The following is a 23107-nucleotide window of genomic DNA, read 5'->3' as shown; positions in this document are numbered from 1 at the left end:
TTAACCCTTCACCGCGCCAACCATCGTGCCGTTCACAAAATACCGCTGCAGCCACGGATAGACAAGCAGGATCGGAACGGTGGCAAAGATGACGCTGGCGGCCTTGAGGCCTTCGGGCATAATTTCGAACATACCGACACCTTCACTGCGCAGCAGATCGCTAGCTTGGGCATTGCTGACGATCTGGTAGAGCTTGAGCTGCAGCGGATAAAGATTCGGATTGGTAATGTACATCAGCGTATCTTGGAACCCATTCCAGCGGTTGACGGCATAGAACAAACTCAGTGTTGCCATGACCGGGGCAGAGAGGGGCAATACAATACTGAAGAGCGTGCGGAAGTGACTGCTGCCGTCCACGTCGGCGGCTTCCTCCAGCGAATCCGGAATGCCCTTGAAGAAGGTGATCAGAATGATCAGGAAGAAGGGGCTGATGAGATTGGGGAGGACCAGCGACCAGGTCGTATTAATCAATCCGAGGTCCCGGACAAGCAGATATTCGGGAATCATGCCGCCGCTGAAAAACATCGTAATGACGATGAAGAACATGATGAGGCTTTTCCATCGCAGCGAGGATTTGGCCAAGGGATAGGCCGCCAGAATGGTCATAATCATACTCAGAATGGTGGTAATCACCGTCAAGTACATGGTGAAGCCAAGCGACCGCAGCATCGAGGCATCGGTAAAGACGCGCTTGTACGCTTCCCAGGTCACTTCAATCGGGAGCAGCGTGACTTCTCCGGACATGATCGCCCGTGAGGAACTGAGGGAAATAGCGATAATATGGATAAAGGGCGCAATACAGACAATCACGGCCAGTGTAATCAGGACCACGTTGGTCAGGTCAAATAGGCGGTTAGCTTGCTTCTCGGTCATCAGGTAGTCCCTTCCTTTCGTTTGTGTCCTAGATAATGCCCTCGCCGTTGAGTTTTTTCGCGATGGTATTGGCGGCCAGCAGGAAGATCAGTCCGATCACAGCCTGGAAGAGCCCCACGACTGTGGCGATGGTATATTGGCCAGATTCAATGCCGATCCGGTAGACGAACGTACTGAGGACATCTGAAAAATCACGCACCGCGAGATTGCCAATGACATACGGTCGCTCGAAGCCAATGCTGATCATATTGCCTAGCTGAATAATAAGCAGGGTGACGATGGTCATCCGGATGCCGGGAATTGAGACGTGCCAGATGCGGCGGAAGCGGTTCGCGCCATCAATCTCGGCAGCTTCGAACAGCTCGCGGTTAATCCCCGTCAATGCAGCCAGATAGAGGATGGTGCCCCAGCCGGCGCTCTGCCACACACCCGTAGCGAGATAGGTCGCCAGCCAGCTATTCTTGTCCGTCAGGAACGGGATGCTGTCCAGGCCAAGACCATTCAGCACGTTGTTAATCATCCCCGACTGCGTGCCGAACACTTGCATGACAATTCCACCAATAATAACCCAGGAGATGAAGTGCGGAATATACAAAATCGTCTGGGAGATGCGTTTGAACCAGTTAATATTCAGCTCGTACAGCATAATGGCGAGGATGATCGGGGCAGGGAATGAGATGACCAGATCCAGTCCGTTCAGCATGAGCGTGTTGCGCAGCGTTTTGTAGAACTCCTGGTTGTTGAACACCTCGCGGAAGGCCTCGAGACCGATCCATTCACTACCATGAATCCCTTGGAAGAAATTAAAATCCTTGAAGGCAATCTGTACACCGTACATCGGGCCGTATTTGAAGATGACAAAATAAAGCACCGGCAGCACCAGCATGGCATATAGTCGCCAGTATCTTGCGTAGTAAATGCTTGCTCTCATGCGAATGCCTCCTTTGGTGGGCGGGCCTGCCGCCTGAATGGAGCAGCAAGCCCGCATAGCGTCTGGATAAATAACTGCGGCTTTACTTCATCATGTCCTCATACACCTTCGTGCGTTCGTCCAGAATCGCCTGGCCGCCGCCCGCCATGTACTCGTTCATGAGGGAATCGTAGGTTGTATCGAAGGTATCCGGGCTGGACATCGTCAGCTTGACGATAATTTCATTCAGCTTTGCTCTCAGCGCGCTGCCGTACCTGGATTCCGCTTCAATGGGCACAGGCATAATGATCGGCGCGGATTTGTTGGTATCGGAGATTTCCACCGATGTGCGCATCATGTCATGATAGACCTCAGGCACCTGGCGGATATAAGCCTCGGCATTTTTCTCATCGTCGCCCATATACTTGCCGTTCACGATAATCGCCATGTCGCCGTAATTGTACAGGCGATCCTTAATGTCCTGCGAAGCGTCGGCGTTCGCCACCGGGATGCCGTCCACGAGAGTGTAATTTTCGCCTTCCACGCCATTTTGCATGAAGAACAGATGATCCTCGGAGGCCATCCAGTCCAGGTACTTGATAGCTTCTACTGCCCGTTTGCTGGACTTGGGAATCATAATGAACATGGCGTTCGGGGCATAGCCCGGCTTGGCGGAGAGGCCTTCGGCATTTACGTAGGGATCGATCGGCGTCATAACGGCGCCAGGTGAATTGGCCTGAAGGTTTTTGTAGGTGCCGTTGTATTCGAACAGCAGCTCGCCCGCATCCTCAGAGTAGGCGCCGACGAGACCGTTCTGTACGTCCTGCCAGAGCAGCTTCTTATCCTCGTCGAGGGCAAAATCCTTGCTGATCAGCCCTTCATGATACAGCTTGTTGAGGAAGCGCAAGCCTTCCTTGTAGCCGGGCAGCAATACCGGATAGTCCGATGAGCCCAGCTTCTGGGTACGGGTGATGCGCTCCTCATCGCTGATGGGCTCCACGAATGACCAGAGCAGGGAGTCCAACTGGGCGGGGGCAACACTCATGCCGAGCGGGATTACCCGGCCGCCAGTCTCGCCAGGATCTTGTTCTTTGAAGGCTACAAGGGTGTCGTAGAGCTGTTCTGTTGTAGTCGGAACCGGCAATCCGAGCTTGTCCAGCCAATCCTGACGCACATAGGAGGCATACTTGCCCAGCACCAGGCGGCGGCCCGGAATCGCCAGCTGCTCCCCGTCGATCTGTCCATAGGCCAAGGCATCCTCGCCGAGGAAGGCTTTCAGATTCGGACCATACTCATCCAGCAGCTCGCCCACCTCGGTCAGTCCGCCCTGCGAAGCGTAGCGGTAGAACGTGCCTGAGTCATACGTGAAGACGATGTCCGGTACATCGTTGGCGCTCGCCATAAGAATATTCAGTTTCGCTGTCTCTTCGGAACGCGGCACAGGATAGAATTCCATATCGATGTTGTTGGGCGTCCCGAAATTGTCTTGTACATAGTTCGTCAGATAGTTGTTGGAAATGGTCATGCCAGATGGTGCGTTGCCCCGGTCGAATACTTCTAACTTTAACGTCACACGCTCTCCCGAGCCGCCGCTTGCGCCTTCCGGCTGTGAAGCCTCGCTTGGTGATCCTGAGCCCGAACAGGCGCTCAAGAGCAGACTCATACTGAGGGTCATCGGGATCAACAGCTTGCCGTACGATTTGATCTTGGACTTTTGTTTTTCCATGGCATTACACTCCCCTGTATTCGTATCGTCCCCCGTTGGCATGAGCCGCTGGGGATAGTCACAGTATGCTTGCTGACATCGCTTGGAGACAATAAACTTGTTTTCTGCAATAAACCCGAGTATTAGAGAGATTAGGTGACGCAATAAACCGAATTTCATCAATAAACCAAAAGAAAACCGCATGACATAGCGGTTTTCTTGAAATTGTGTTAGAAAAACTGACGTAATGGTTAAGGGTAAAGAGGTAATGTATGATGTGAATTTAGGCCTGGATGGATTGCTTGCGGTATTCACCTGGTGTCATTCCCATCGTCCGCTTGAACATCCGGCCGAAGGTAATCGAATTGGAGTAGCCCACGAGCGTAGCAATTTCCTGCTGTGAAATATCCGATTCGGTGAGTAGTTTTTTCGCCTTGGTGATCCGGAGCTGCTGCACATAATCGCCGAAGTTCTCCCCGAACGATTCCTTGAAGAGCTGGCTGACATTTTTGCCGTTCAGTTGAAACCGGTCACTCAGATGCTTCAGGGATAAATCGGGGTGATCGTAATGTGCTTGAATGTACGCTCGCATCTCCAGCATCACCGTCTGGAAGCTGCCGCTGTCATGGAGCTTCTCATAAGACTGATATGCGGTCTCCAAGGCGAGAAGGACATCCTCTTCCAAGGAAATCAGATCATCATAGTACAGCCGGGCACCCGACTCGCGGATGTCTGAGGCCGCCTGCTCGAGGGTGGCGGCACCATCGAGCGTTTTCTTCTGCACCAGCTTCAGCAGTGCGTCAATCATGCCGAAGATCGTCCGGTCGCTGACCTGCTGATCCTGCAGCCAGGTGAAGAGATGCTCGGTCTTGCCTCGCCAATGCTCACTGCGCATCTGGAACAGCTCTCCGATCTCGGTGACCAGCGGCCAGAACTGCAGCCATGGCTGATCGGAGCTCTGGCTGACGTGCGTGGCAAAGATGATCTGGGCATCCACGCGGGTCAAACGGTGATCCAGCGCGCGAAGCGCGTCCTGGTAGGTACGTGGGATGGCAGACCAATCCCGGAACGGTGTGCCGGCACCGAACAGAAAAGAAACATCGAAATGCTCCTCCACCCACTCCCGGCACTGTTGGGTGCGCAAGCGAATGGCCTCTTCTCCGCAGTCATCCCCGGTCAGCAGAATCATCCCCAGCCGATTGCCGTAAATCCATTCACACCATACCGTTTCGCCGTCTCCGAGTACATCCTGGATGACGTTCTGGAGGGCGAGCCGCATCAGCGATACCTCATCCTTGTCCAGCTCGAGCCGCTCCAGCTCAACGTGAGCTACCAGCAGCAGCTTGTCCTGCTCCTCGCCGGCAGACACCTCTAAGGGAACGTGCGCTTGCCACCCTTCGGGTGAAGCGGGTACCGTGCCTTCAATTAGATCAATGAAAAGCTGGCGCCGGCGTGTCAGCAGGTTATCCTGGCTTTCCCGCTGATACTGTGTCATCTGGTCTGTCAGGTCCTCCAAGGCTTCCTCGATAAACCGGACATCATCCTCCTCGGCCTTGGTCAAGGAGGTTTTGAGCTGGATGGTCTGCAGCTTGTTCAGAATGAGAGCGATCGGGCGGTAGCTGCGCCTGGAGATATAGATGACGTAGATCGTGCTGAGCAGCACCACAGCCACCCCGGCTGCAATCCAGGTGTAGGAGATCAGCTCAAACCATTGGGAGAACTGACCCGATTTGATGCCGCTCCGAATGCTCCAGGCTGTCGCGTCAATAGGCATCTGAGCCAGATAGGCGATTTTGGATCGTTCCTCCGCGGAGGGAATGGATTTCTCAGAGGAGAGCACCACCTCGCCGTCGGCGTCAATGATATCGAGGTACGTTAACTCCCGGTTTTTGCCCAGCATGATGTCGTTGGCGAAGCCATTGACCTTCACATTGATGACCGCCACGCCGTCCTGGCCAAAGGGGAGAGGCAGCTGCTTCACAAGCGAAATGACGGAAACGCTCCGATTGTCCTGCCCCGGCACCGTGCGTACCCCGGACCATCGCCTGCCCATCTCTTCGCTGCTCCCGATAGCCGTCTGCAGGAACTCCCGGTCGTAGAACTGTGAGAGCGTCTGCTTGCCATTAGCCATTAAAACCAAGTTGTCATGGGCGCGGTAGAGATAGATCGACTCCAATAGGGAATAGTCGGCCTCCAAGCCGCGAAGGGAGGACGCGATCTGGTACAATTGAATGCTTTCCGCTTCCGTACCTGTAGGGCTGTCGAGGAAGTCCATCATGCTGGCGTTAAGTGTAAATTCTTTCAAGAAGGCCTGCTCCGTTTCGGATAGGGAACCGACGATGACCTCCGAGATGTAACGGGCAAAAATCTCATTGGCCCGCTCTGTCTCCCGGCGGGAGATGTCCGATACGGCGACCATTCCAATCACAACAATCACTGTAATGGTCAACAGGAAGATGGGGAAGTAAGACAGGAGTTGCTTCTTGTACCAATTGTTCATGGGGCTCACCTCTTCTCCGAGTCGTACAAGACGCTATATGTCAACATCATACTGGAAAGAGGGCCGCCTCTCAACATAAAAATAACAAACAATGTTTGTAAATATGACGCAAACATAAAGAAATTAGATTTAATTTTTAGTGGACAATGACGAATTGTTAGTTTAATTAACATTAATCATGTGGGTCGAGACACGCCTGGAAATATTGTAAAATAATTATAGTTAAACGAGGCGGGAAGCGCCAGAGTAATCAGTTGCAGCATGCACCAGTGAGGGGTACACTGAGGTCACTGAAGACTCAGGTACGGAGGAAGTCATGAGATACAAATTAATGATTGTCGAAGACGATGCCAAGATTGCCCGCCTGTTGCAAAGTCATCTCGAGAAGTATGGGCATGAGGCTGTTGTAGTCGAAGATTTTGAGGATGTGTTGGGCGCGTTCAAGGCTCACCGGCCGCATATGGTGCTGCTGGACATCAATCTGCCGCGCTTCGATGGCTTCTATTGGTGCCGGCAGCTGAGGACGGAGTCCACGTGTCCGATTCTATTCCTGTCAGCGCGCAGTGACGAACCGGATCAAGTACGGGCGATTGAAAATGGCGGCGACGACTATCTAACCAAGCCTTTCAGTTACGAGATTGTGATGGCCAAGATTCGCAGCCAGCTGCGCCGTGTCTATGGGGATTATGCGACGGCCACAGGTGAACGCAGTGTCGAGTGCTCGGGTCTGATACTGTATCCAGAGAGGATGGAGCTGCAATTGGCCGACCGATCGGTAGCGCTAACCCCCAGGGAGACGGCACTCATGGAGGCGCTGATGAAGCGGGCTCCGCGACTCGTCAGTCGAGAGACGATGCTGGAGGCCTTATGGGATGACTATACCTATGTCGATGACAACGCCCTCAGTGTGAACGTGACCCGGGTCCGCCGCAAGCTGGCCGAACTGGGTATTGCGGATAGCCTGGAGACGGTGAGGGGCACGGGTTATCGGCTTAATACTACATGGGGGGCGGATCGCCCGTGAAGCTGTTCTGGCGCGACCAGGTGTCGATCATCCTCGGAACCGTCATTCAACTCATGCTGGTGGTTCTTGTCTTCTATCTCGACGGATACCGCAGTCTGACGATCCCGGCTTACGCACTGTTGTTAGGGCTGCTGGCTTGCAGTGGTTTATTGGTCTACCGGTGGATCTCCCACAGGCGGTTATACCGACTGCTCTCGGACGACCAGCCGAATGAGTACCGAACACTGGAGCCGATGGACATGTCTGCCGTGCCGCAGGCTGTGCAGGTGCTGCTGGAGAAGCAGCATCGGCATTACATGCAGCGCGTCCAGCAACTGGAGAATCAGCAGGCCCAACATCTGTCGTTCATGCAGCTGTGGGTGCATCAGATGAAAACGCCATTGTCCGTCCTCGACTTGATGCTTCAGGATAGTGGGGAAGCCAGGGACGAGAGTATGCGGGAGGAGACGGAGCGGCTGAAATCGGGCCTGGAGATGGTAATGTACATGGCACGGCTCCAGACCTTCGAGCAGGATTTCTATATCGAGCGTGTGACCCTGCGGGAAGTGGTCAATGAGGTCATTCTGGAACACAAGCGTCTGCTGATCCGGAGTGCATTGTATCCGCAGCTGGCGGTGGATGAAGCGCTGCAGGTGGAGACCGACCGCAAATGGCTGCGGTTCGTTCTGCAGCAGCTCATCACCAATGCAGCCAAGTATGGGGCTAGCGGTGGCAAGCTGGCCATTCGCGCGTACACCAGTGGACGCGCGGTGTATTTGGAGGTAGAAGATGGAGGCGTGGGCATTCCAGCTGCGGATCAAGGGCGGATCTTCCGTCCTTTCTTCACCGGAGAGAACGGACGCGCCTTCAAGGAATCAACAGGCATGGGGCTGTATATCGTGAGCTCGGTGCTGGAACGGATGGGGCACCATATCGAGGTCGAGTCGGTGGAGCAGCAAGGTACACGAATGCGGGTGATCTTCCCGCACGGCGCCAAGTCGACATGGAAGCGATAGGATAGAGCCGGAGACCAGCCGGTCAAGCAGCGGACATGGGAGCGTCCGGTGCTTGACCGGCTGGTCTTTTTCGTAGGACATCCCAATCTTACAACGCTGACACCTAACTGTAAGTCTGGGCGATAGGAGACTGTCGGGCCGTCCAGCTACAATAAGTTTATCTTAGTAAGAGAAGGAGCGAGACAGGTGGAACTGGTGCGAGTAAGCAAGCTGAACAAGATCTATCCTGGCAAGGTAGGCTATCGGGCACTGACACAAATCGATCTGGTGATCGAGAAGGGGGAGTTTGTTGGCATCATGGGCCCGTCCGGGAGCGGCAAAACAACACTGCTCAACATGGTGTCCACGATTGACCGGCCGACCTCGGGCGAGTTGCGAATTGGTGGGGAGGACCCGTACGCGCTGAAACGGGAGGAACTGGCGTATTTTCGCCGTCGTCGTCTCGGCTTCGTCTTCCAGGCGTTCAACCTGCTCGAGACGTTGACGGTGCGAGAGAATATTATGCTGCCCATGACGCTGGATGGAACGGATCTGACCCAGATGAAAAAACGCACACAGGAGCTGGCCGAACGGCTGGGCATCGAGGGGATTCTGGACAAGCGAACCTATGAAATCTCGGGCGGGCAGGCCCAACGAACGGCAATTGCCCGGGCACTGGTGCATGGACCGCAGCTGGTGCTGGCGGATGAGCCGACTGGAAATCTGGACTCTAAGGCAGCGCGCGATGTCATGGAGCTGATGAGCCGGATGAACCGGGAGGAAGAGGCGACCATGATGCTCGTCACCCATGACGCGATGGCTGCGAGCTATTGCGACCGCGTGGTTTTTATAAAGGACGGCCGCTTGTACAGCGAGATTCATCAGGGGGATAACCGCCAGGTGTTCTACCAGAAGATCATCAACGTGCTGTCCATGCTGGGAGGGGACGATCATGCGATTCCGCCAGTTCGCGTTTAATAATGTGCTGCGCCGCAAACGCACGTATGCCGCACATTTTATGAGCAGCGCCTTCGCGGTCATGATCTTCTTCATTTATGCGGTGCTACAGTATCATCCATCCCTGCAGGGTCAGTTGGCAGCCAGTAGCCCTACTGTATCGGCGCTAGGGACGATAGGACTGAAGATATCCCAATATTTTGTCTTCGTGTTCTCCTTCCTCTTCCTGCTCTACTCGGCCGGAGCGTTCCTGCAGGTGCGGAAGCGGGAGTTCGGTATTCTGATGATGCTGGGGATGTCCGAATCGCAGCGGACGAGGTTGGTTTTCATTGAGAATATGATCATCGGCTTGCTTTCCATCGTTACCGGCATTGGTGTCGGGCTCCTGTTTACGAAGCTCTATCTTCTGCTTGTTCAGCGGGTGCTCCTATTGGAGCAGGGCTTGGACTTCTATGTATCGCTCCCGGCCATCGGAACGACGGCTGGCGTATTTTTTGTCATGTTTCTCGTCCTCGCTGGATTTGCTTCACGCATTGGTAGACGTCATCTGCCGCTTGAGCTGATCCGGTCAGAGGAAAAGCCTCGTGAAGAACCGAAGGCTTCCCTCTCGTTGTCACTACTGGGTGTTTCGCTGCTGGGAGCGGGATACGGACTGGTGTTTTATTTTGTGCTCGGCGAGGCGTTTTCACTGCCCGTTCTGACCGCGGCCGTCGGGTTTGTTGTCCTGGGCACCTATTTCTTGTTCACCCAACTGAGTGTGTATGGTATTCGGGCGCTGAAGCGGCGGGAGAAGCTATTGTTCCGGCAGATCAACCTACTCACCTTGACGGATCTGGCGTACCGGATGCGCGACAATGCGGTCATGTTCTTCATGGTGGCCAATGTAACCGCTGTGGCGATCTGCGGAATTGCGGTCTGTCTGTCGATTGGTGATCCGCGATTGACGGAAAAAAACGATCCCTACGCATTTACTTATGTCTCAGAAGAAGGGCATCCGCTGGCTGATTCGCATGTGCAGCGGATCGAGGGACGGCTCCAGGAAGATGGAATTCCGTATCGTTTGGCTGTGGTCACGTTTGGCTGGAGGGATCGATACAACCCCTTCATTCGTCTGTCGGACTACAATGCAGCGGCTCTGGCACTGGGCTACGAGGCGAGAGAGTTGGCGGGTGAGGATGAGGCATTTGTACTGACTGGCAATAGCGAGCGGTCTCAGGAGATTGTAAATTTCCCCAATATTCAAACGATTGGTCAGGAGAATGGTGGCCGGACTTTCCGAATTCAAGGTCGTGTACATGATCAGGTGCTGGCCTGGGGTGCAGATGTGTACGTCATTCCTGACGAAGCCTTTGCCTCGTTGATTGCAGAGCTGTCTGACCAGCGTGTGCCATCGGTCTACCACTTGGTTGTGATCGACGGATGGGAGAGGAGTCTGGATGCTGGACTGGAGCTGAAGGCGGAGATGCCAGGCACGGAATGGGAGGATGGCTATGCGCTGAGTTCACTTGCCGTCAACTGGCATCAGGACCGACAGATGAATGGCGTTCTGATCGTCATCAGCGTACTGATGGGCGTGGTGTTCTTCACCTTTGCCGCCAGCTTCATCTATTTCCGACTGTATGCTGATCTGCAGAGGGATGAGAAGCAGTACCAGCTGATCAGCAAGCTCGGACTGAGCCGCCAAGAGCTCGGCAGTCTGGTGAGCCGCCAACTGGCGCTCATGTTCTTCTTGCCTCTCGGCGTAGGGATTGTGCATAGTATCGTGGCGTTCATCAATATGGGACTGCTTCTTCAGTTTTCTATGGCTAAGCAAGCGTTCATGATCTGTTTATGCTTCCTGCTGCTGCAACTGGGCTACTTCCTGCTGATCCGCTGGCGGTATCTGCGCCATATGCATGCCAAGCTCATCTAACGTACAGAACCCCCGAGCCATTAATGGCTGCGGGGGTCTGTCGTTTTGTCCTCTTTAGGAATCTATAATTTTGTTTGCTGTGGTGAAGATATGTCCGCCCGCTGTAGCGCACTCTTGTTCCGTTATTTGCCCGTCAAACTGCTGGTGGTCGGCTCCAACGCACCGGGGTGGGCGTCAGAGCCAGGGATAAGTCCCTTAGAATCACTGGCAGGATCACTTTATCATTCCGGGAGGAAGGAACTTACAGCCGATACACGGCAAAAGGCTTGCCGTAGCGTGTCTCCGCGCTAAGCTCGTCCAGGGCCTGCATCAGTTCGTCGTCCAGCTCGATCTCCAGGCTGGCGGCGTTCTCCAGCAGCTGCTCCGGCCGGGTAGCGCCGACAATGACCGAGCTGACGGCAGGCTGATGCATCAGCCAGGCCAGCGCCAAGGCGCTCGGCGTATAGCTCCGCTCTTCAGCCAGCTCGGCCAGCTGCTGTCCCAGCGTCAAGGCGCCGTCCTGCAGGAAACGGGTGAAGTTCGGGTCCGTGTCCGCCCGGGAGCCGGACGGAATCTGGTCGGCTGAGGTGTACTTGCCGCTCAGAATACCGCCTGCCAGCGGGAAATACGGGATGATGCCTACGCCCTGGTCGAGACACAGCGGCACCAGTTCTTGCTCGGGCGTACGATCAGCCAAGGAATAGCTCGTCTGCATCGAGACATACCGCGGCAGGGCTAGCCGGTCGCTTATACCCAGCGCCTTCATGAGCTCCCACGCCGCATAATTGGAGGCGCCGATATAGCGGACCTTGCCGGAGCTGACCATATCCTCCAGGGTCCGCAGAGTCTCCTCGAGCGGCGTGTCGGGATCGAAGGTGTGAATCTGGTACAGGTCGATGTAATCCGTCTGCAGCCGCTGTAAACTGCCCTCGAGTTCACGCATTAGATGATGCCGCGAGGAGCCGCGATCATACGGTCCGTCACCAGTTGGAAGTCCAGCCTTAGTGGCAAGGATCACATGCTCCCGGCGGCCTAGCAGCGCCTCCCCTAGAATGGTCTCGGAGGCGGTGCGGGCATAGATGTTGGCGGTGTCGAGGAACGTAATGCCCAGCTCGATGGCGGTATCGATGACACGCTTCGAATCCTTGGCATTCGCACGTTTGCCGAAGGCGTTGGTGCCTAGGCCCAGGGCTGACACCTGCAGCCCGCTGCCTCCCAGTCTGCGATAGTGCATACGGATCATCTCCTTATTCATGTTGGCCTTATTATACTCGTCCAGTGCGAGTCAGGACAAATCCCGCCGCTGCAACGACGGTCCTATCTCTTTCCGCCGCAGTTCCCGGCGTGCGAGGGCCGATTGTATGATGGTGGAAAGGCGATGGAATGTTAGTTCGACTGGCCGACTACGAGAACCCAGTCGAGTGTCACCTCCAACTGGCCCAACCGGTGGATGGCCTCAAGTGCTGCAGCAGGTGCGCGCCAGGCCAGGGGAGTCATCCGCAGCATGTCATGGATCAACGGGCCTTCGAGGACCATACGCCCTGTAATACGACGTTGTCGGCATACCGGGAAAGCGTCCCTGAACCGGGCCATGCTGGCTGTGCCTTTCATGGGCACTGTGTGATCGCCATATAGTAGCTGTCGCAGCTCCTGCAGGTAGTGCGGTCCCGGCATCACCTTGATGACCTGGCCCCCAGGTGCCAACAGACGGTGGAAGCTGGGGTAGTTGGAGGGAGACAGGATATTCAGGATCACGTCAAAAGACTGACTGGCACACGGGACTGCCGCCAGATCGCCGACACACCAGAGGGTGCTGGCTGCATCTTGCTTGGCAGCGGTGAGGATGGCGTCCTTGGCCAAGTCGAGACCAACGCCAAGGATCGGCGCTTCCGTCCGGGTAACGAGCCTGCTGATCAGATCTGCGAGCAGCGAGCCTTCCCCGCATCCGGCGTCCAGCAGCCGGTAAAGCTGGCATGCACTCGTCAGCGGCCGCAGCTCCTGCTCGATGGCTTCCTGCAGTGGCTGGAAGAAACCGAACTGATGAACGCGGCGACGGGCGATGAACAGCTCGCGATCATAGCGTTCGCTCCCCGTATAGGGGCGACCAAGCAAGGGGAGATAACCGTCACGAGCCAGATCGAAGCGGTGGTTAGCCGGGCAGACCATGCTGTGGTCATCAGAGAGATGCAGCGTGCCCCGGCAGTGTGGACATAGAAACAGAGCATCATGTAAGGTAAGCAGCTGAGCTGCACGGATTTTACGGTTTAATTCCAGCACAAAAAAAGCACCCCATTCATTCGTTTTAGGTGAATGCAAAAGGGCACAACAAATAAGCGCGGCTATGCTCGTTTTTTTACGAGTGCCCGACGCTTTTCCCGTTGTGCCTTGCTTACCTTAAACGCATATAACGAATGTAATGGGACATGCTTTCTCGCATCCTTTTTCTATGGAAATGACTCCTCTAGCATAACACGACACCCGTCCCCAGAAAAGGCTGATAAATCCAGCGCTCTCTGTCCATACTAGCGAAGGAGTACAGCTATGCATACAAGGAGGAGTAGGAATGGCAGGACGGTTTAATAACAAAGTGGTCGTGATTACAGGGGGCGGATCTGGCTTGGGGCGGGCAGCTGCGCTGCAGCTGGCAGCGGAGGGCGCTCATCTGTCGCTGGTTGATATTAAGATGGAGGGTCTGGAAGCAACCAAGCAGCAAATTACGGATTCGGGCGCTGCCGGAGAAATATTGCTTCTAACTGCTGACGTGTCGGATGAAGCGGCTGTTCAGCGGTACGTCAGCGAGACGATGGAACGTTTTGGACGGGTCGATGGCTTCTTCAACAATGCCGGTATCGAAGGCAAGCAGGCCTTGACCGAGGACTACGACAGCAGTATTTTTGACAAGGTCATTGCAATCAATCTCAAGGGTGTCTTCTATGGACTGAAGCACGTCCTGCCTGTCATGAAGCAGCAGAAGAGCGGCTATATCGTCAACACTTCATCGGTGGGCGGAATCCGCGCTGTCATGAATCAGATTGCCTACGGGGCCAGCAAGCATGCAGTTGCCGGGATGACCAAGGACGCGGCCATCGAATATGCCGAGCATGGTATCAGTGTGAATGCGATTGCACCGGGTGCAATCCTGACGGATATGGTGATTGGCTCGTTCAAGCAGATCAATCCGAATGATTGGGAATCTGCAGCCAAGGAATTTGTGAAGGAGAATCCGGCCAAGCGGCTGGGCAAACCGGAGGAAATTGGTCACTTGGTCGCTTATCTGCTATCGGGCGATTCGCCATTCCTGAACGGAACGATTATTCCGATTGATGGCGCACAGTCGGCCAAATACTAATTGCACCCATGAAATGTAATGAAGCTGCAACTGAATTTTCAGGTTCATTTAAGATAACGAGCCTATACTAATAACTGACCCCCCTTTATGATAGATATACATTGGACCCGCGGCTGCAGGCTGCGGGTCTCTTTCTGTCTGCAGACGGAAACGGCATGGCGGCCCTGTCGATTACATATGATGGTACGGACGTTTCGCCCGGGTGAGGATGGGTTATGGTATGATTGATATTAGTGCTGTAAGATATAGTAAATCTTAACATGGATGAGATGAAGGGAGTGGCGTCATGTTCTGTCCTTCGTGTGGATACAAGGCGGGAGAGGGTGCGCGCTTCTGTCCGGGTTGCGGCAACGAGCTGGCCACGGCGGAAGCGGCGGCCTCGGCGGAGACGGCTGGTGCCGGACAGCGGCAAGAGGCGTCGGCGGGTCCCGCTGAGGGGGAAACGAGGACAACGTCGGGCGGTGGTATCTTTCAGGATTTTGCAGATAAGCTGCACCGGGTGGCTGGTTTTGAAGAAAAGGTCGAGATCAAGATTAAGGATATCTTTACTGACACCTTCAAGAAGCATACAGAGGAAGACGCCGAACGGCTCTTTATTGCGGGGACTTCTTCGACAACGCCTACCATGGATCAATTAATTGATACTTGGCCGAAGCCGTGGTTGTTTATGCGGATTTTTATTGTGGGACTCATCGGCTTCCTTGGGTTTTATTTTGGCTTTTTATTTTTTGAGAATGCCAATTTGCTGCCGGGTCTGATCATTGTGGGGTCGTTTGTAGTGCCGGTTGCCTTGCTGATTTTCTTCTGGGAGATTAACGCACCGCAGAATATTCCGCTGTACCGGTTAATGTATTATGTGTTCATCGGCGGCATCCTGTCGCTCATTATTGCGCTGTTGTTCTTCGAGACCGTTGGAAATCTCGCTGTGGCTCCAATCGTCGTAGGCATTATTGAAGAAGTGGCCAAGGTACTGGCAATCCTGTGGTGTCTGCGCAAGCGTCCCAAGGACCATTACATCCTGAACGGACTGCTCGTGGGTGCGGCGGTCGGCACAGGCTTTGCTGCTTTTGAGTCGGCGGGCTATGCCCTGCGGATGGGGGCTGCGGGATCAAGTGAGATGTTCTCGACTATCTTCTTGCGGGCACTGTTGGCCCCAGGTGGACATATCGTTTGGGCGGCACTCTCGGGAGCTGCAATCTGTATGGTCAAAGGGCGGGGGGCTTGGGACTGGGGGATGCTCAAGGACTCCAGGTTCCTGCGCATCTTTATTATCGTCGTTGTCCTCCATGCCACCTGGAACTCTGGTATCAGCGGCACCTTGTTTCCAGTCAGCCACCTGCTGCTGACGTTGATCTCCTGGATCATTGCCTTTGCGATGATTCATGTGGGGCTCCAGCAGGTGAGTAAGCTGAAGAAACGATACATCAAGGATAAAGAGCGGGAGATCGAGAACAAGGGGGCTGCGGGTGAACCGGCCCCGGGCGATGTGAAGCAAGAGGATTATCGGCCGATATAAGCCATATGTATGGGATGTCTTTGCCATGTTGGCAGGGGCATCCTCTTGTGTTCCCGGCGGAAATTTGGGACAATAGGCTGTGAATGCACAGGTGTGTTGCGTGTGCCGCGGGTAGTCATACCGCGACGTCCGATGCGCTATTTTTGAAAAGAGGGTAACCATGAATAAACCATCCATCTATGGATTAACGCAGGACCAGCTGACCCAGTGGCTGGGCGAGCGAGGACATAAAAAGTTTCGGGCCACCCGAGTCTGGGAAGGCTTGTATCGTCAGCGGGAAACCGACTTTGCGGCTATGGCGGAGGTGCATCCGGACTGCCTGCCGCTGTTGAATGAACACTTCACAATCTCGACGCTGCAGGAGCATACACGGCAGGAATCCGAGGATGGCACTGTGAAGTTCCTGTTCCGGCTGGAGGACGGCAATCTGATTGAGACTGTGCTGATGCGCCACAAGTTTGGTCTGTCCGTCTGCGTCACTACACAGGTCGGCTGTAATATTGGCTGCAGCTTCTGCGCGAGTGGACTGCTGCCCAAGAGTCGGGATCTGACGGCAGGCGAGATTACGGAGCAGGTCGTTAAGGTGCAGCTCTATCTGGATGCGGCGGGCAAGGGCGAACGGGTCACGCATCTCGTAGTGATGGGGATCGGTGAACCGTTCGACAACTACGCCAACCTGAGTGATTTCCTCCGCACGATCAAGGATCACAAAGGGCTGGCGATCGGTGCCCGACATATCACTGTCTCCACCAGCGGGCTGGCAGACAAAATCAGGGAGTTCGCCGACAGCGACCTTCAGGTGAATCTGGCGATCTCGCTGCATGCGCCGAACAATGAGCTACGGACGCGCATTATGAAGATTAATCGTGCGATTCCAATTGAGAAGCTGATGGACGCTATCGACTACTATCTGGAGCGGACCAACCGGCGCCTGACGCTGGAGTACATTCTGCTCAAAGGGATCAACGACGGCGAAGCGCATGCGCTGGAGCTGGCGGAGCTGATCGGCAGCCGCCGGCCGCTCGTCAACGTCAATCTCATTCCGTACAACCCTGTCGATGAGCATGGGCAATACCAGCGCCCGGCGCAGGAGGCAGTGCGAGCGTTCTTCGATACGCTTAAGAAGCAGCAGGTCAGTGTCAGCGTTCGCTTGGAGCATGGCGCCGACATCGATGCCGCCTGCGGCCAGCTGCGGAGCAAGCAGGTCAAGGCTGACCGGGATTCCGAACGACGCGGCGCCACAGTGTGAGTGGATAGCTAGATAGCATGAGCCAGAGCGGCGCCTGCCTTGCGGTGGGCGTCGTTTTTGGCATGCGCGGAGTTGTCTAGTGCGGGGGTGGTCAGGCATGTGGTGCCTGTGGTGGCCGTAGCGAGAATGTACTTGCGGCGTGGCGCGACGAGAAGACCACATGTCGGGATAGCTGTTATTTGGCAGTTGGATTGGGCTGAGGCGGGCAGAAGAACGGGAATAGATGCCGAATGGCAGTTGGATTAGCGCAATAGTCGGGTGACGCCGCGCAAGAGCTTCTCAAAAGTACACCAGCCCAACGTTGCTAATAGTAAAACGCATTAGCCCTGTAACGGCCACCACAGCCGCTATTTCGCCCAAATCGAGTCACTTTGAATCTAACGGCCGCCAGCGCAGTTATTGGAGGGTTTTCGAGACTCCAGCGGTCTGTTTGGCCACAATAGGCGCAAATATGGCCGTTAGAAATGATGAGCTACCTTTTCAGGGCAAATAAGCGCATATATGGCCATTAGCCGGGAGGGCAGCGAGGACGCGCAGGATAGGTGACGCCTAGCAGTAGGTCGGCGGCTGGGCGCAACCACCCTCCTCTGCTCTAACGGCCACCACAGCCGCTATTTCGCCCAAATCGAGTCACTTTGAATTCTAACGGCCACCAGCGCAGTTATTGGAGGGTTTTCGAGGCTCCAACGGTCTGTTTGGCCACAATAGGCGTAAATATGGCCGTTAGAAATGATGAGCTACCTTTTCAGGGCAAATAAGCGCATATATGGCCATTAGCCGGGAGGGCAGCGAGGAAGCGCAGGGTAGGCGACGCCTGGTAGTAGGTCGCCGGCTGGGCAAGCCAGGATGGGGAGCGGTATGAGGTTGTGGCCGAGGCCGGGACGCTGGGGGGAGCCCTAGCATTATGCCAGCGATACGAGTTGAAAGAATGATGTTGATCGAAATTGATTATTTCGCACACAAATGATCATGGGTTATGGTATAGTGAAAAGAAAAAAAGGAAACGATGCTATGACCAACATGCGCGAAGAACGAATCCTTGCTTTTCTGCAAGAGAAGTCGCCGCTGACGGTGGAAGAGCTGGCTGTGCTGCTGCAGGTGTCGGAACCGACTGTGAGGCGCGACCTGGCTGCGATGGAGCAGGATGGGGTAATTCTGCGGCAGCGGGGCGGGGCGTCATTGCCTGGACTGGGCTTTGAACCGCTGTTCAATCAGCGTTCCCGACACAACCAGGATGACAAGAAGCGGATCGCCCAGTATGCAGCCAGTCAGATTGCGGAAGGCGAGGTGATTGCGCTCGACGCTGGGACGACGAATGCGGAGCTGGCCAAAGAGCTGCTGAAAATGTCCAATCTGACCGTGTTTACCTACTCTCTTCAAATTGCCTTTATTCTCTCCCGTAGCCAGCATAACGTCTATGTCATCGGGGGACGCTTCCGCAAGTCGGAGCAGTCGATGGTGGGGACGCTAGCTAAGGAAACGATACGCCAGTTCAACTTTGACCGCTTCTTCATGGGGCTGGCAGGGTTTAATGCCGAGCAAGGTCCGACGGATTTTAATTTGGAAGAGGTTGAGATCAAGCGCCATATGATCGAACGATCAAAGAAGGTGATTGCACTGGCGGATGGCTCCAAATATGGCGGTGCCTCGCTAGTGAAGGTGTGCGACTACAATGAGATTGACGAGTTAGTGACAACGGCGATTCCGACTTCCGGCGAGGAGTTGGGTTTCCACGGCCGTTTGACGATTGTGTAGAAGGATTAGATGAGTCTAGCTTGCTTAGCTGCACGGTGCAGCCGGGCAGGCTTTTTTTGTTATGTTTAAGTTAGATAATATGACGTTATCGCTGTTGTGTCGGCAGTATGTCCGATTAAAATTGATCAAAACTTGATTGATTAAAGATCATTATGTGATTATAGTTGACACATATTCAAAAACGTTCTATAATCGGAACTACCAAAGCTAGTTCGCCTAGCAAATGTGTTAGGTTATATAACATAATATTGGTGGGGAGGCTGAAGCAGGGATGACGATTAGCCAAGTGAGTCCGGAGCAGCGTGAGACCAACCGGACCGAGACCGTCCCGATTATCGACACGGATGTGCACGAAAGGTTCGCTTCGATCCAAGAGCTGCTCCCGTATATGAAGGAGCCGTTCCTGAGCTACATGGAGCATTGGACGGGTTGGGGAGAGCTGAAGTATATTCATCCGATCGGCGGCTCCAAGCTCGATTCGCTGCTCCCGAACGGTAATGTGCCGGGCTCGGATCTGGGCGTGCTGCAGGAGCAGCTCATGGACAAGTACGATATCCACAAGGCAATGCTGACAGGATTGTTCTACCCGGCCACCATGGAGGCCCAGTTCGAGCTAGCGGCAGCGCTAGCCTCAGCCTATAACGATTGGATGGTCGAGCATTGGCTAGATAAGGATGAACGTTTTCTCGGCTCCATTCACGTTGCGCCCCAGATTCCAGAGCTGGCCGTACGGGAGATTGAGCGGATGGCCGATCATCCGCGCATGGTGCAGGTGCTGCTGCCGATCGGCACAGCGGCTTACGGCGATCCTTTCTACCACGGCATCTATGAAGCCGCCGAGCGCAAAGGATTGGTCGTCGCTATGCACCAGGGCAACTCGGTTCGCAGTCCATTCGGGCAGCCGCGCTACTATATCGAGTGGCATACGATTTTGTCGCAAGCGTTCATGGCCTCCGTCGTTAATCTGATCGTGAACGGCGTGTTCGACAAGTATCCGGGGACAAGGATTGCGATGCTGGAGGGTGGCTTCTCCTGGCTGCCGTCGCTGATGTGGCGGATGGATCAGAACTACAAGTCGCTGCGGCTCGAAGTTCCGTGGGTCAAGCGGCTGCCGAGCGAATATGTGAAGGAGCACTTCCGCTTTGCGACGCAGCCCATCGAAGACCCTGATCCGATGCACATGCTCAAGATGGTGGAGCTGATGGACAGCGACGAGCTGTTGATGTTCTCGACGGATTATCCGCATTGGGATTTTGACTCGCCGCTGCGTTCCCTGCCGACTAGCTTCAGCAAGGAGCTGAAGCGCAAGATTTTCTACGAAAATGCCGCCAAGTTCTACGGATTGACTTAAGGATGTCAGTGAATAGCGGGCCAAGCATTTGTGCATTTATTTTATTCTGAATATTCAGAATAGAGTGTCTAAAGATTCAGGCTGTTGAAAAAAGGCCGGAGAGGCACGGAATCGAATCTGGAGAAGCGAAGCGTTCGCCTTTGTCCCCGGATTTCACCCCAAGAAGGGGGGAAAATCAAAGAAATCTGGGGACAACAGCGATCGGAAGATCGATCCGTGACTGTAGGCTTTTCTTTATCACCAGCCTTAGCGTGTTTGAAAAGGAGGAAGCCGCAGGTGAAGAAGCATATCGTGTGCAGGGAAGAGGAGATGAACCCGGGGAGCAAGCGCAGTGTGGAAGTCGGCAAACGAGCTTTTGTGCTGGTGCGGACCCCGGACGGCAGTTACCAGGCTCTGCGGGATGTCTGCCCGCATCAGGGCGCCCGGTTGTCCGACGGGGAGCTGACGGGGACCAATCTTCCCTCTTGCGTGGGGGAGTACGACTACGGGCGCAAAGGCGAGATTCTTCGCTGCCCCTGGCACAGGTGGGAGTTCGATGTAACCAGTGGTGATGCGCTGGTCGCGGACCGACAGAGCCGGGTGAAGCATTACGAGGTGACGGTAGAGGATGGGTATGTGGTTCTTCATTGTTAATCTGACTCAAAAGGAGAGAGATGCCATGTCTGCGATGGCTGCCAAACACCTGCCTTCCATCCCGGAGGCGCGGGAGACCGCACTGGAATTCGTCAATATCGGCAAGGAATATCAGCGGCATACCAAAGAGAAAGTGAAGGTCGTTCGGGAAGTGAATCTGAAGCTGGAGCGGGGTGGTTTTCTCTGCGTGCTGGGTCCAAGCGGCTGCGGCAAAACAACGCTGATGAACATGGTTGCAGGCTTCGAGGAGCCGAGCGAGGGTGAGATCCGGATGAATGGCAAGGCCATCAAGGGGCCAGGCCCGGAGCGGGGAGTTGTGTTCCAGAGTGATACGGCCTTGTTTCCGTGGCTGACGGTGGAAGAGAATATCGCCTATGGCTTGAAGATGAAGCGGCTGCCCAAGGCTGAGATGAAGGAGCGCATTCACTATTGGATGAAGCAGGTCGGCTTGGAGCAGCATGGCGCCAAATTTCCCGGGGAGTTATCCGGCGGCATGAAGCAGCGGGTGCAGATTGCCCGGGTTCTGGCAGGCGATCCAGAGATTCTACTCATGGATGAGCCGTTCGCAGCGCTAGATGCGCAGACGCGCACGTATCTGCAGCAGGAGCTCTCGGCACTCTGCCGCAAGGCCGGCAAGACCGTGCTTTTCATCACGCATGACATTCAGGAAGCGCTCCTGCTGGCGGATCGTGTCATCGTCATGGCCCGGGCGCCGGAGCCCAATATCAAGGCTGATCTTCCCGTGGATCTCCCTTATCCAAGAGAGCGGATGACAGAGCCCTTCGCCAATCTGTACAACCGCCTGTTGGATGAGATCGACAATCCCTTCAAGGCCAGTGTGCATGTCCTATGACCTCGCGGCGGCCCTTAAGCTGGCGATGGCTGATCGGTCTGCTTGGCACCTTGTGTTTTCTCCTCCTGTGGCAGATTGCCGCCTGGCTGTCCGGACCTTCTTTTCTACCAGGTCCGATCCGGGTCCTGCTGTTATTCTTTGAACAGATTCAAACGCGTGAGTATCTCGTGACCGTCGGAGCCAGCTACCAGCGCGTCATGCTGGGCTGGGGGCTGGGCAGTCTCTTCGGGCTCGTCCTGGGCATCGTGATGGGGCGTTATCGGTGGTTTGGCACGATCATCTATTCACCGATGCAGTTCTTCCGGGTGATCCCGGCGGTGGCGCTTGTGCCGATTCTGGTCATCTGGCTGGGTGTAGGCGAAACGATCAAAATTCTTATTATCGGTTACGGGGTGGCGCTCGTCGTCGCCATCAATATCGCCGAGGCGGTGCAGCGCGTAGCGCCTGCCCGGCTGCAGGCCGCCCGCTCCATGGGCGCGGGGCCGCTACGGATATTCTGGGGCGTACTCATCCCATCGGTTATCCCGGAAGCACTCAAGGGCATGCGTGGCTCGCTCGCTTTTGCCTTCATGAGTATTGTCGGCATTGAGACGCTGGCGGCCCAGGAAGGTGTCGGTCAGATGATCTGGAGCGCCCGGGTGCTGCATCAGACGGATGTGGCGCTGCTCGGCGTGCTGACCCTCGGGTTGATGGGCGTACTTGCGGACACGGTGGTACGATTGGCATTTCGAATCTTTGGCTATCGATTTATGTTGCGGGGGTGATGGAGATGAAGCTGCAATCCAAAGGCATGCAAGCCTTGCTGATCCTACTGCCCTTCGCGGTGGCACTGGCTCTCTGGGCGTCCATGTCAGCTATGGAGGTGGTGCCGTCCTTGTTCCTGCCGCCGCCTGCGCAGGTGTGGGACGCCTTCGTACAAATGCTGCAGAACGGTCTGATATTTGAAAGTCTGGGCGTCAGTCTGCTGCGGCTCTGCGCTGGGTGGCTGCTTGGCCTGTTGCTCGCCACGTGCATTGGCTGGGCGCTCGGTATGATCGGATGGCTGCGCAGAGGCATCCAGCCGCTGTTGTTCCCACTCCGGTTCGTCGAGCCGGTCGCTTGGCTCAGCATGATTATTCTCTGGTTCGGCACGGGTGAGATGTCCAAGCTGATTCTGCTGACGTATGCTTCCTTCTTCGGCTCGTTCCTGTACATCATGACCGGGGTGGCGAGCATCGATGAGGTGAAAATCCGCGCAGCCCGTGCCATGGGGGCCAGTGGCTTCCGGTTGTTTCGGACAATTATTGTCCCCTCCACAGTACCAAGCATCCTGGCGGGGGCACGGATCGGCATGAGCTACAGCTTCCTGACGATCGTGACGGCCGAGATGATGGATGCAACGTCGGGGGTCGGCTACATCATCAAGTATGGCAGTGTGTATATGCGGATGGATCAAATCTTCGTCGGTACGATTCTCGTCGGACTGCTGGGCATCGCGATTGACTATACATTCAGGCAGGCGATTAAGCGAATCGGTCGGCGCTATTTTCTGGATCAACTCTAAAGGCATCCTATATAAAAAGAGTGG

General features: G+C 55.1%; 19 protein-coding genes. 13 read left to right on the top strand and 6 right to left on the bottom strand.

From position 1 onward, the window contains the following. The 4 genes from F556_RS0112190 to F556_RS0112175 form a co-directional block, all read right to left on the bottom strand. Positions 1-873 (bottom strand): carbohydrate ABC transporter permease, encoded by an 873-nt coding sequence (locus F556_RS0112190; RefSeq protein ID WP_020617240.1) that lies wholly within the window; start codon positions 871-873, stop codon positions 1-3. A gap of 28 nt (positions 874-901) precedes the next feature. Then, positions 902-1804: an ABC transporter permease gene (locus tag F556_RS0112185; RefSeq protein WP_020617239.1), complete on the bottom strand. Its 903-nt coding sequence runs from the start codon at positions 1802-1804 to the stop codon at positions 902-904. Positions 1805-1886: 82 nt separating this feature from the next. Then, positions 1887-3509: an extracellular solute-binding protein gene (locus F556_RS0112180; RefSeq protein ID WP_020617238.1), complete on the bottom strand. Its 1623-nt coding sequence runs from the start codon at positions 3507-3509 to the stop codon at positions 1887-1889. A 262-nt stretch (positions 3510-3771) separates the two neighbouring features. Then, positions 3772-5988: a helix-turn-helix domain-containing protein gene (locus tag F556_RS0112175; RefSeq protein WP_020617237.1), complete on the bottom strand. Its 2217-nt coding sequence runs from the start codon at positions 5986-5988 to the stop codon at positions 3772-3774. Between the two features lie 316 nt (positions 5989-6304). Between F556_RS0112175 and F556_RS0112170 the strand changes: the two genes are divergently transcribed. From F556_RS0112170 to F556_RS0112155, 4 genes are all read left to right on the top strand, one after another. Continuing rightward, positions 6305-7012, top strand: a complete 708-nt coding sequence (locus F556_RS0112170) for a response regulator transcription factor (RefSeq protein WP_020617236.1) — start codon at positions 6305-6307, stop codon at positions 7010-7012. Beyond that, positions 7009-8007: a sensor histidine kinase gene (locus F556_RS0112165; protein WP_020617235.1), complete on the top strand. Its 999-nt coding sequence runs from the start codon at positions 7009-7011 to the stop codon at positions 8005-8007. Before F556_RS0112170 ends, F556_RS0112165 begins: the two co-directional genes overlap by 4 nt. Positions 8008-8193: 186 nt before the next feature. After that, entirely contained in the window at positions 8194-8964 is a 771-nt protein-coding gene (locus tag F556_RS0112160) for an ABC transporter ATP-binding protein (protein ID WP_020617234.1), read from the top strand. Beyond that, positions 8939-10855 (top strand): FtsX-like permease family protein, encoded by a 1917-nt coding sequence (locus F556_RS0112155; RefSeq protein WP_020617233.1) that lies wholly within the window; start codon positions 8939-8941, stop codon positions 10853-10855. The genes F556_RS0112160 and F556_RS0112155 overlap by 26 nt, the downstream gene beginning before the upstream one ends. Before the next feature lie 241 nt (positions 10856-11096). Here F556_RS0112155 and F556_RS0112150 read toward each other — a convergent pair whose 3' ends face one another. Together F556_RS0112150 and F556_RS33830 are read right to left on the bottom strand one after the other, a co-directional pair. Further along, positions 11097-12068 carry an aldo/keto reductase gene (locus tag F556_RS0112150; RefSeq protein ID WP_020617232.1) on the bottom strand — a complete coding sequence of 324 codons (972 nt, stop codon included), beginning with the start codon at positions 12066-12068 and terminating at the stop codon, positions 11097-11099. Between the two features lie 152 nt (positions 12069-12220). Next, entirely contained in the window at positions 12221-13111 is an 891-nt protein-coding gene (locus tag F556_RS33830) for a putative RNA methyltransferase (RefSeq protein ID WP_020617231.1), read from the bottom strand. A 286-nt stretch (positions 13112-13397) separates the two neighbouring features. On the opposite strand from F556_RS33830, the gene F556_RS0112140 reads away from it, so the two are divergent. The 9 genes from F556_RS0112140 (at position 13398) to F556_RS33810 (ending at position 23083) form a co-directional block, all read left to right on the top strand. Next, positions 13398-14183: a glucose 1-dehydrogenase gene (locus F556_RS0112140; protein WP_020617230.1), complete on the top strand. Its 786-nt coding sequence runs from the start codon at positions 13398-13400 to the stop codon at positions 14181-14183. 286 nt (positions 14184-14469) lie between these two features. Then, positions 14470-15699 carry a PrsW family intramembrane metalloprotease gene (locus F556_RS36885; RefSeq protein ID WP_020617229.1) on the top strand — a complete coding sequence of 410 codons (1230 nt, stop codon included), beginning with the start codon at positions 14470-14472 and terminating at the stop codon, positions 15697-15699. 160 nt (positions 15700-15859) lie between these two features. Further along, positions 15860-16948 (top strand): dual-specificity RNA methyltransferase RlmN, encoded by a 1089-nt coding sequence (gene rlmN, locus F556_RS0112130; RefSeq protein WP_020617228.1) that lies wholly within the window; start codon positions 15860-15862, stop codon positions 16946-16948. A gap of 1011 nt (positions 16949-17959) precedes the next feature. After that, positions 17960-18703: a DeoR/GlpR family DNA-binding transcription regulator gene (locus F556_RS33820; RefSeq protein ID WP_020617227.1), complete on the top strand. Its 744-nt coding sequence runs from the start codon at positions 17960-17962 to the stop codon at positions 18701-18703. 271 nt (positions 18704-18974) lie between these two features. Continuing rightward, entirely contained in the window at positions 18975-20054 is a 1080-nt protein-coding gene (locus F556_RS0112120; protein WP_020617226.1) for an amidohydrolase family protein, read from the top strand. Between the two features lie 276 nt (positions 20055-20330). Continuing rightward, a complete protein-coding gene (locus F556_RS0112115; RefSeq protein WP_020617225.1) occupies positions 20331-20687 on the top strand; it encodes a Rieske (2Fe-2S) protein in 357 nt (118 codons plus the stop codon). Then, the gene (locus F556_RS0112110; protein ID WP_157272721.1) at positions 20662-21540 is read left to right on the top strand and encodes an ABC transporter ATP-binding protein; all 879 of its coding nucleotides are present in this window, start codon (positions 20662-20664) and stop codon (positions 21538-21540) included. The genes F556_RS0112115 and F556_RS0112110 overlap by 26 nt, the downstream gene beginning before the upstream one ends. Continuing rightward, on the top strand, positions 21537-22304 hold the full coding sequence (locus tag F556_RS33815) for an ABC transporter permease (RefSeq protein WP_020617223.1): 768 nt from the start codon (positions 21537-21539) through the stop codon (positions 22302-22304). The genes F556_RS0112110 and F556_RS33815 overlap by 4 nt, the downstream gene beginning before the upstream one ends. A gap of 5 nt (positions 22305-22309) precedes the next feature. Then, the gene (locus tag F556_RS33810) at positions 22310-23083 is read left to right on the top strand and encodes an ABC transporter permease (RefSeq protein ID WP_020617222.1); all 774 of its coding nucleotides are present in this window, start codon (positions 22310-22312) and stop codon (positions 23081-23083) included. Positions 23084-23107 lie beyond the last annotated feature (24 nt).

This window comes from Paenibacillus daejeonensis DSM 15491 (assembly GCF_000378385.1).
GTDB lineage: Bacteria > Bacillota > Bacilli > Paenibacillales > Paenibacillaceae > Paenibacillus_D > Paenibacillus_D daejeonensis.
Note: the sequence above shows the minus strand (reverse complement) of the source record. Positions and strands in the feature narration are given on the sequence as shown.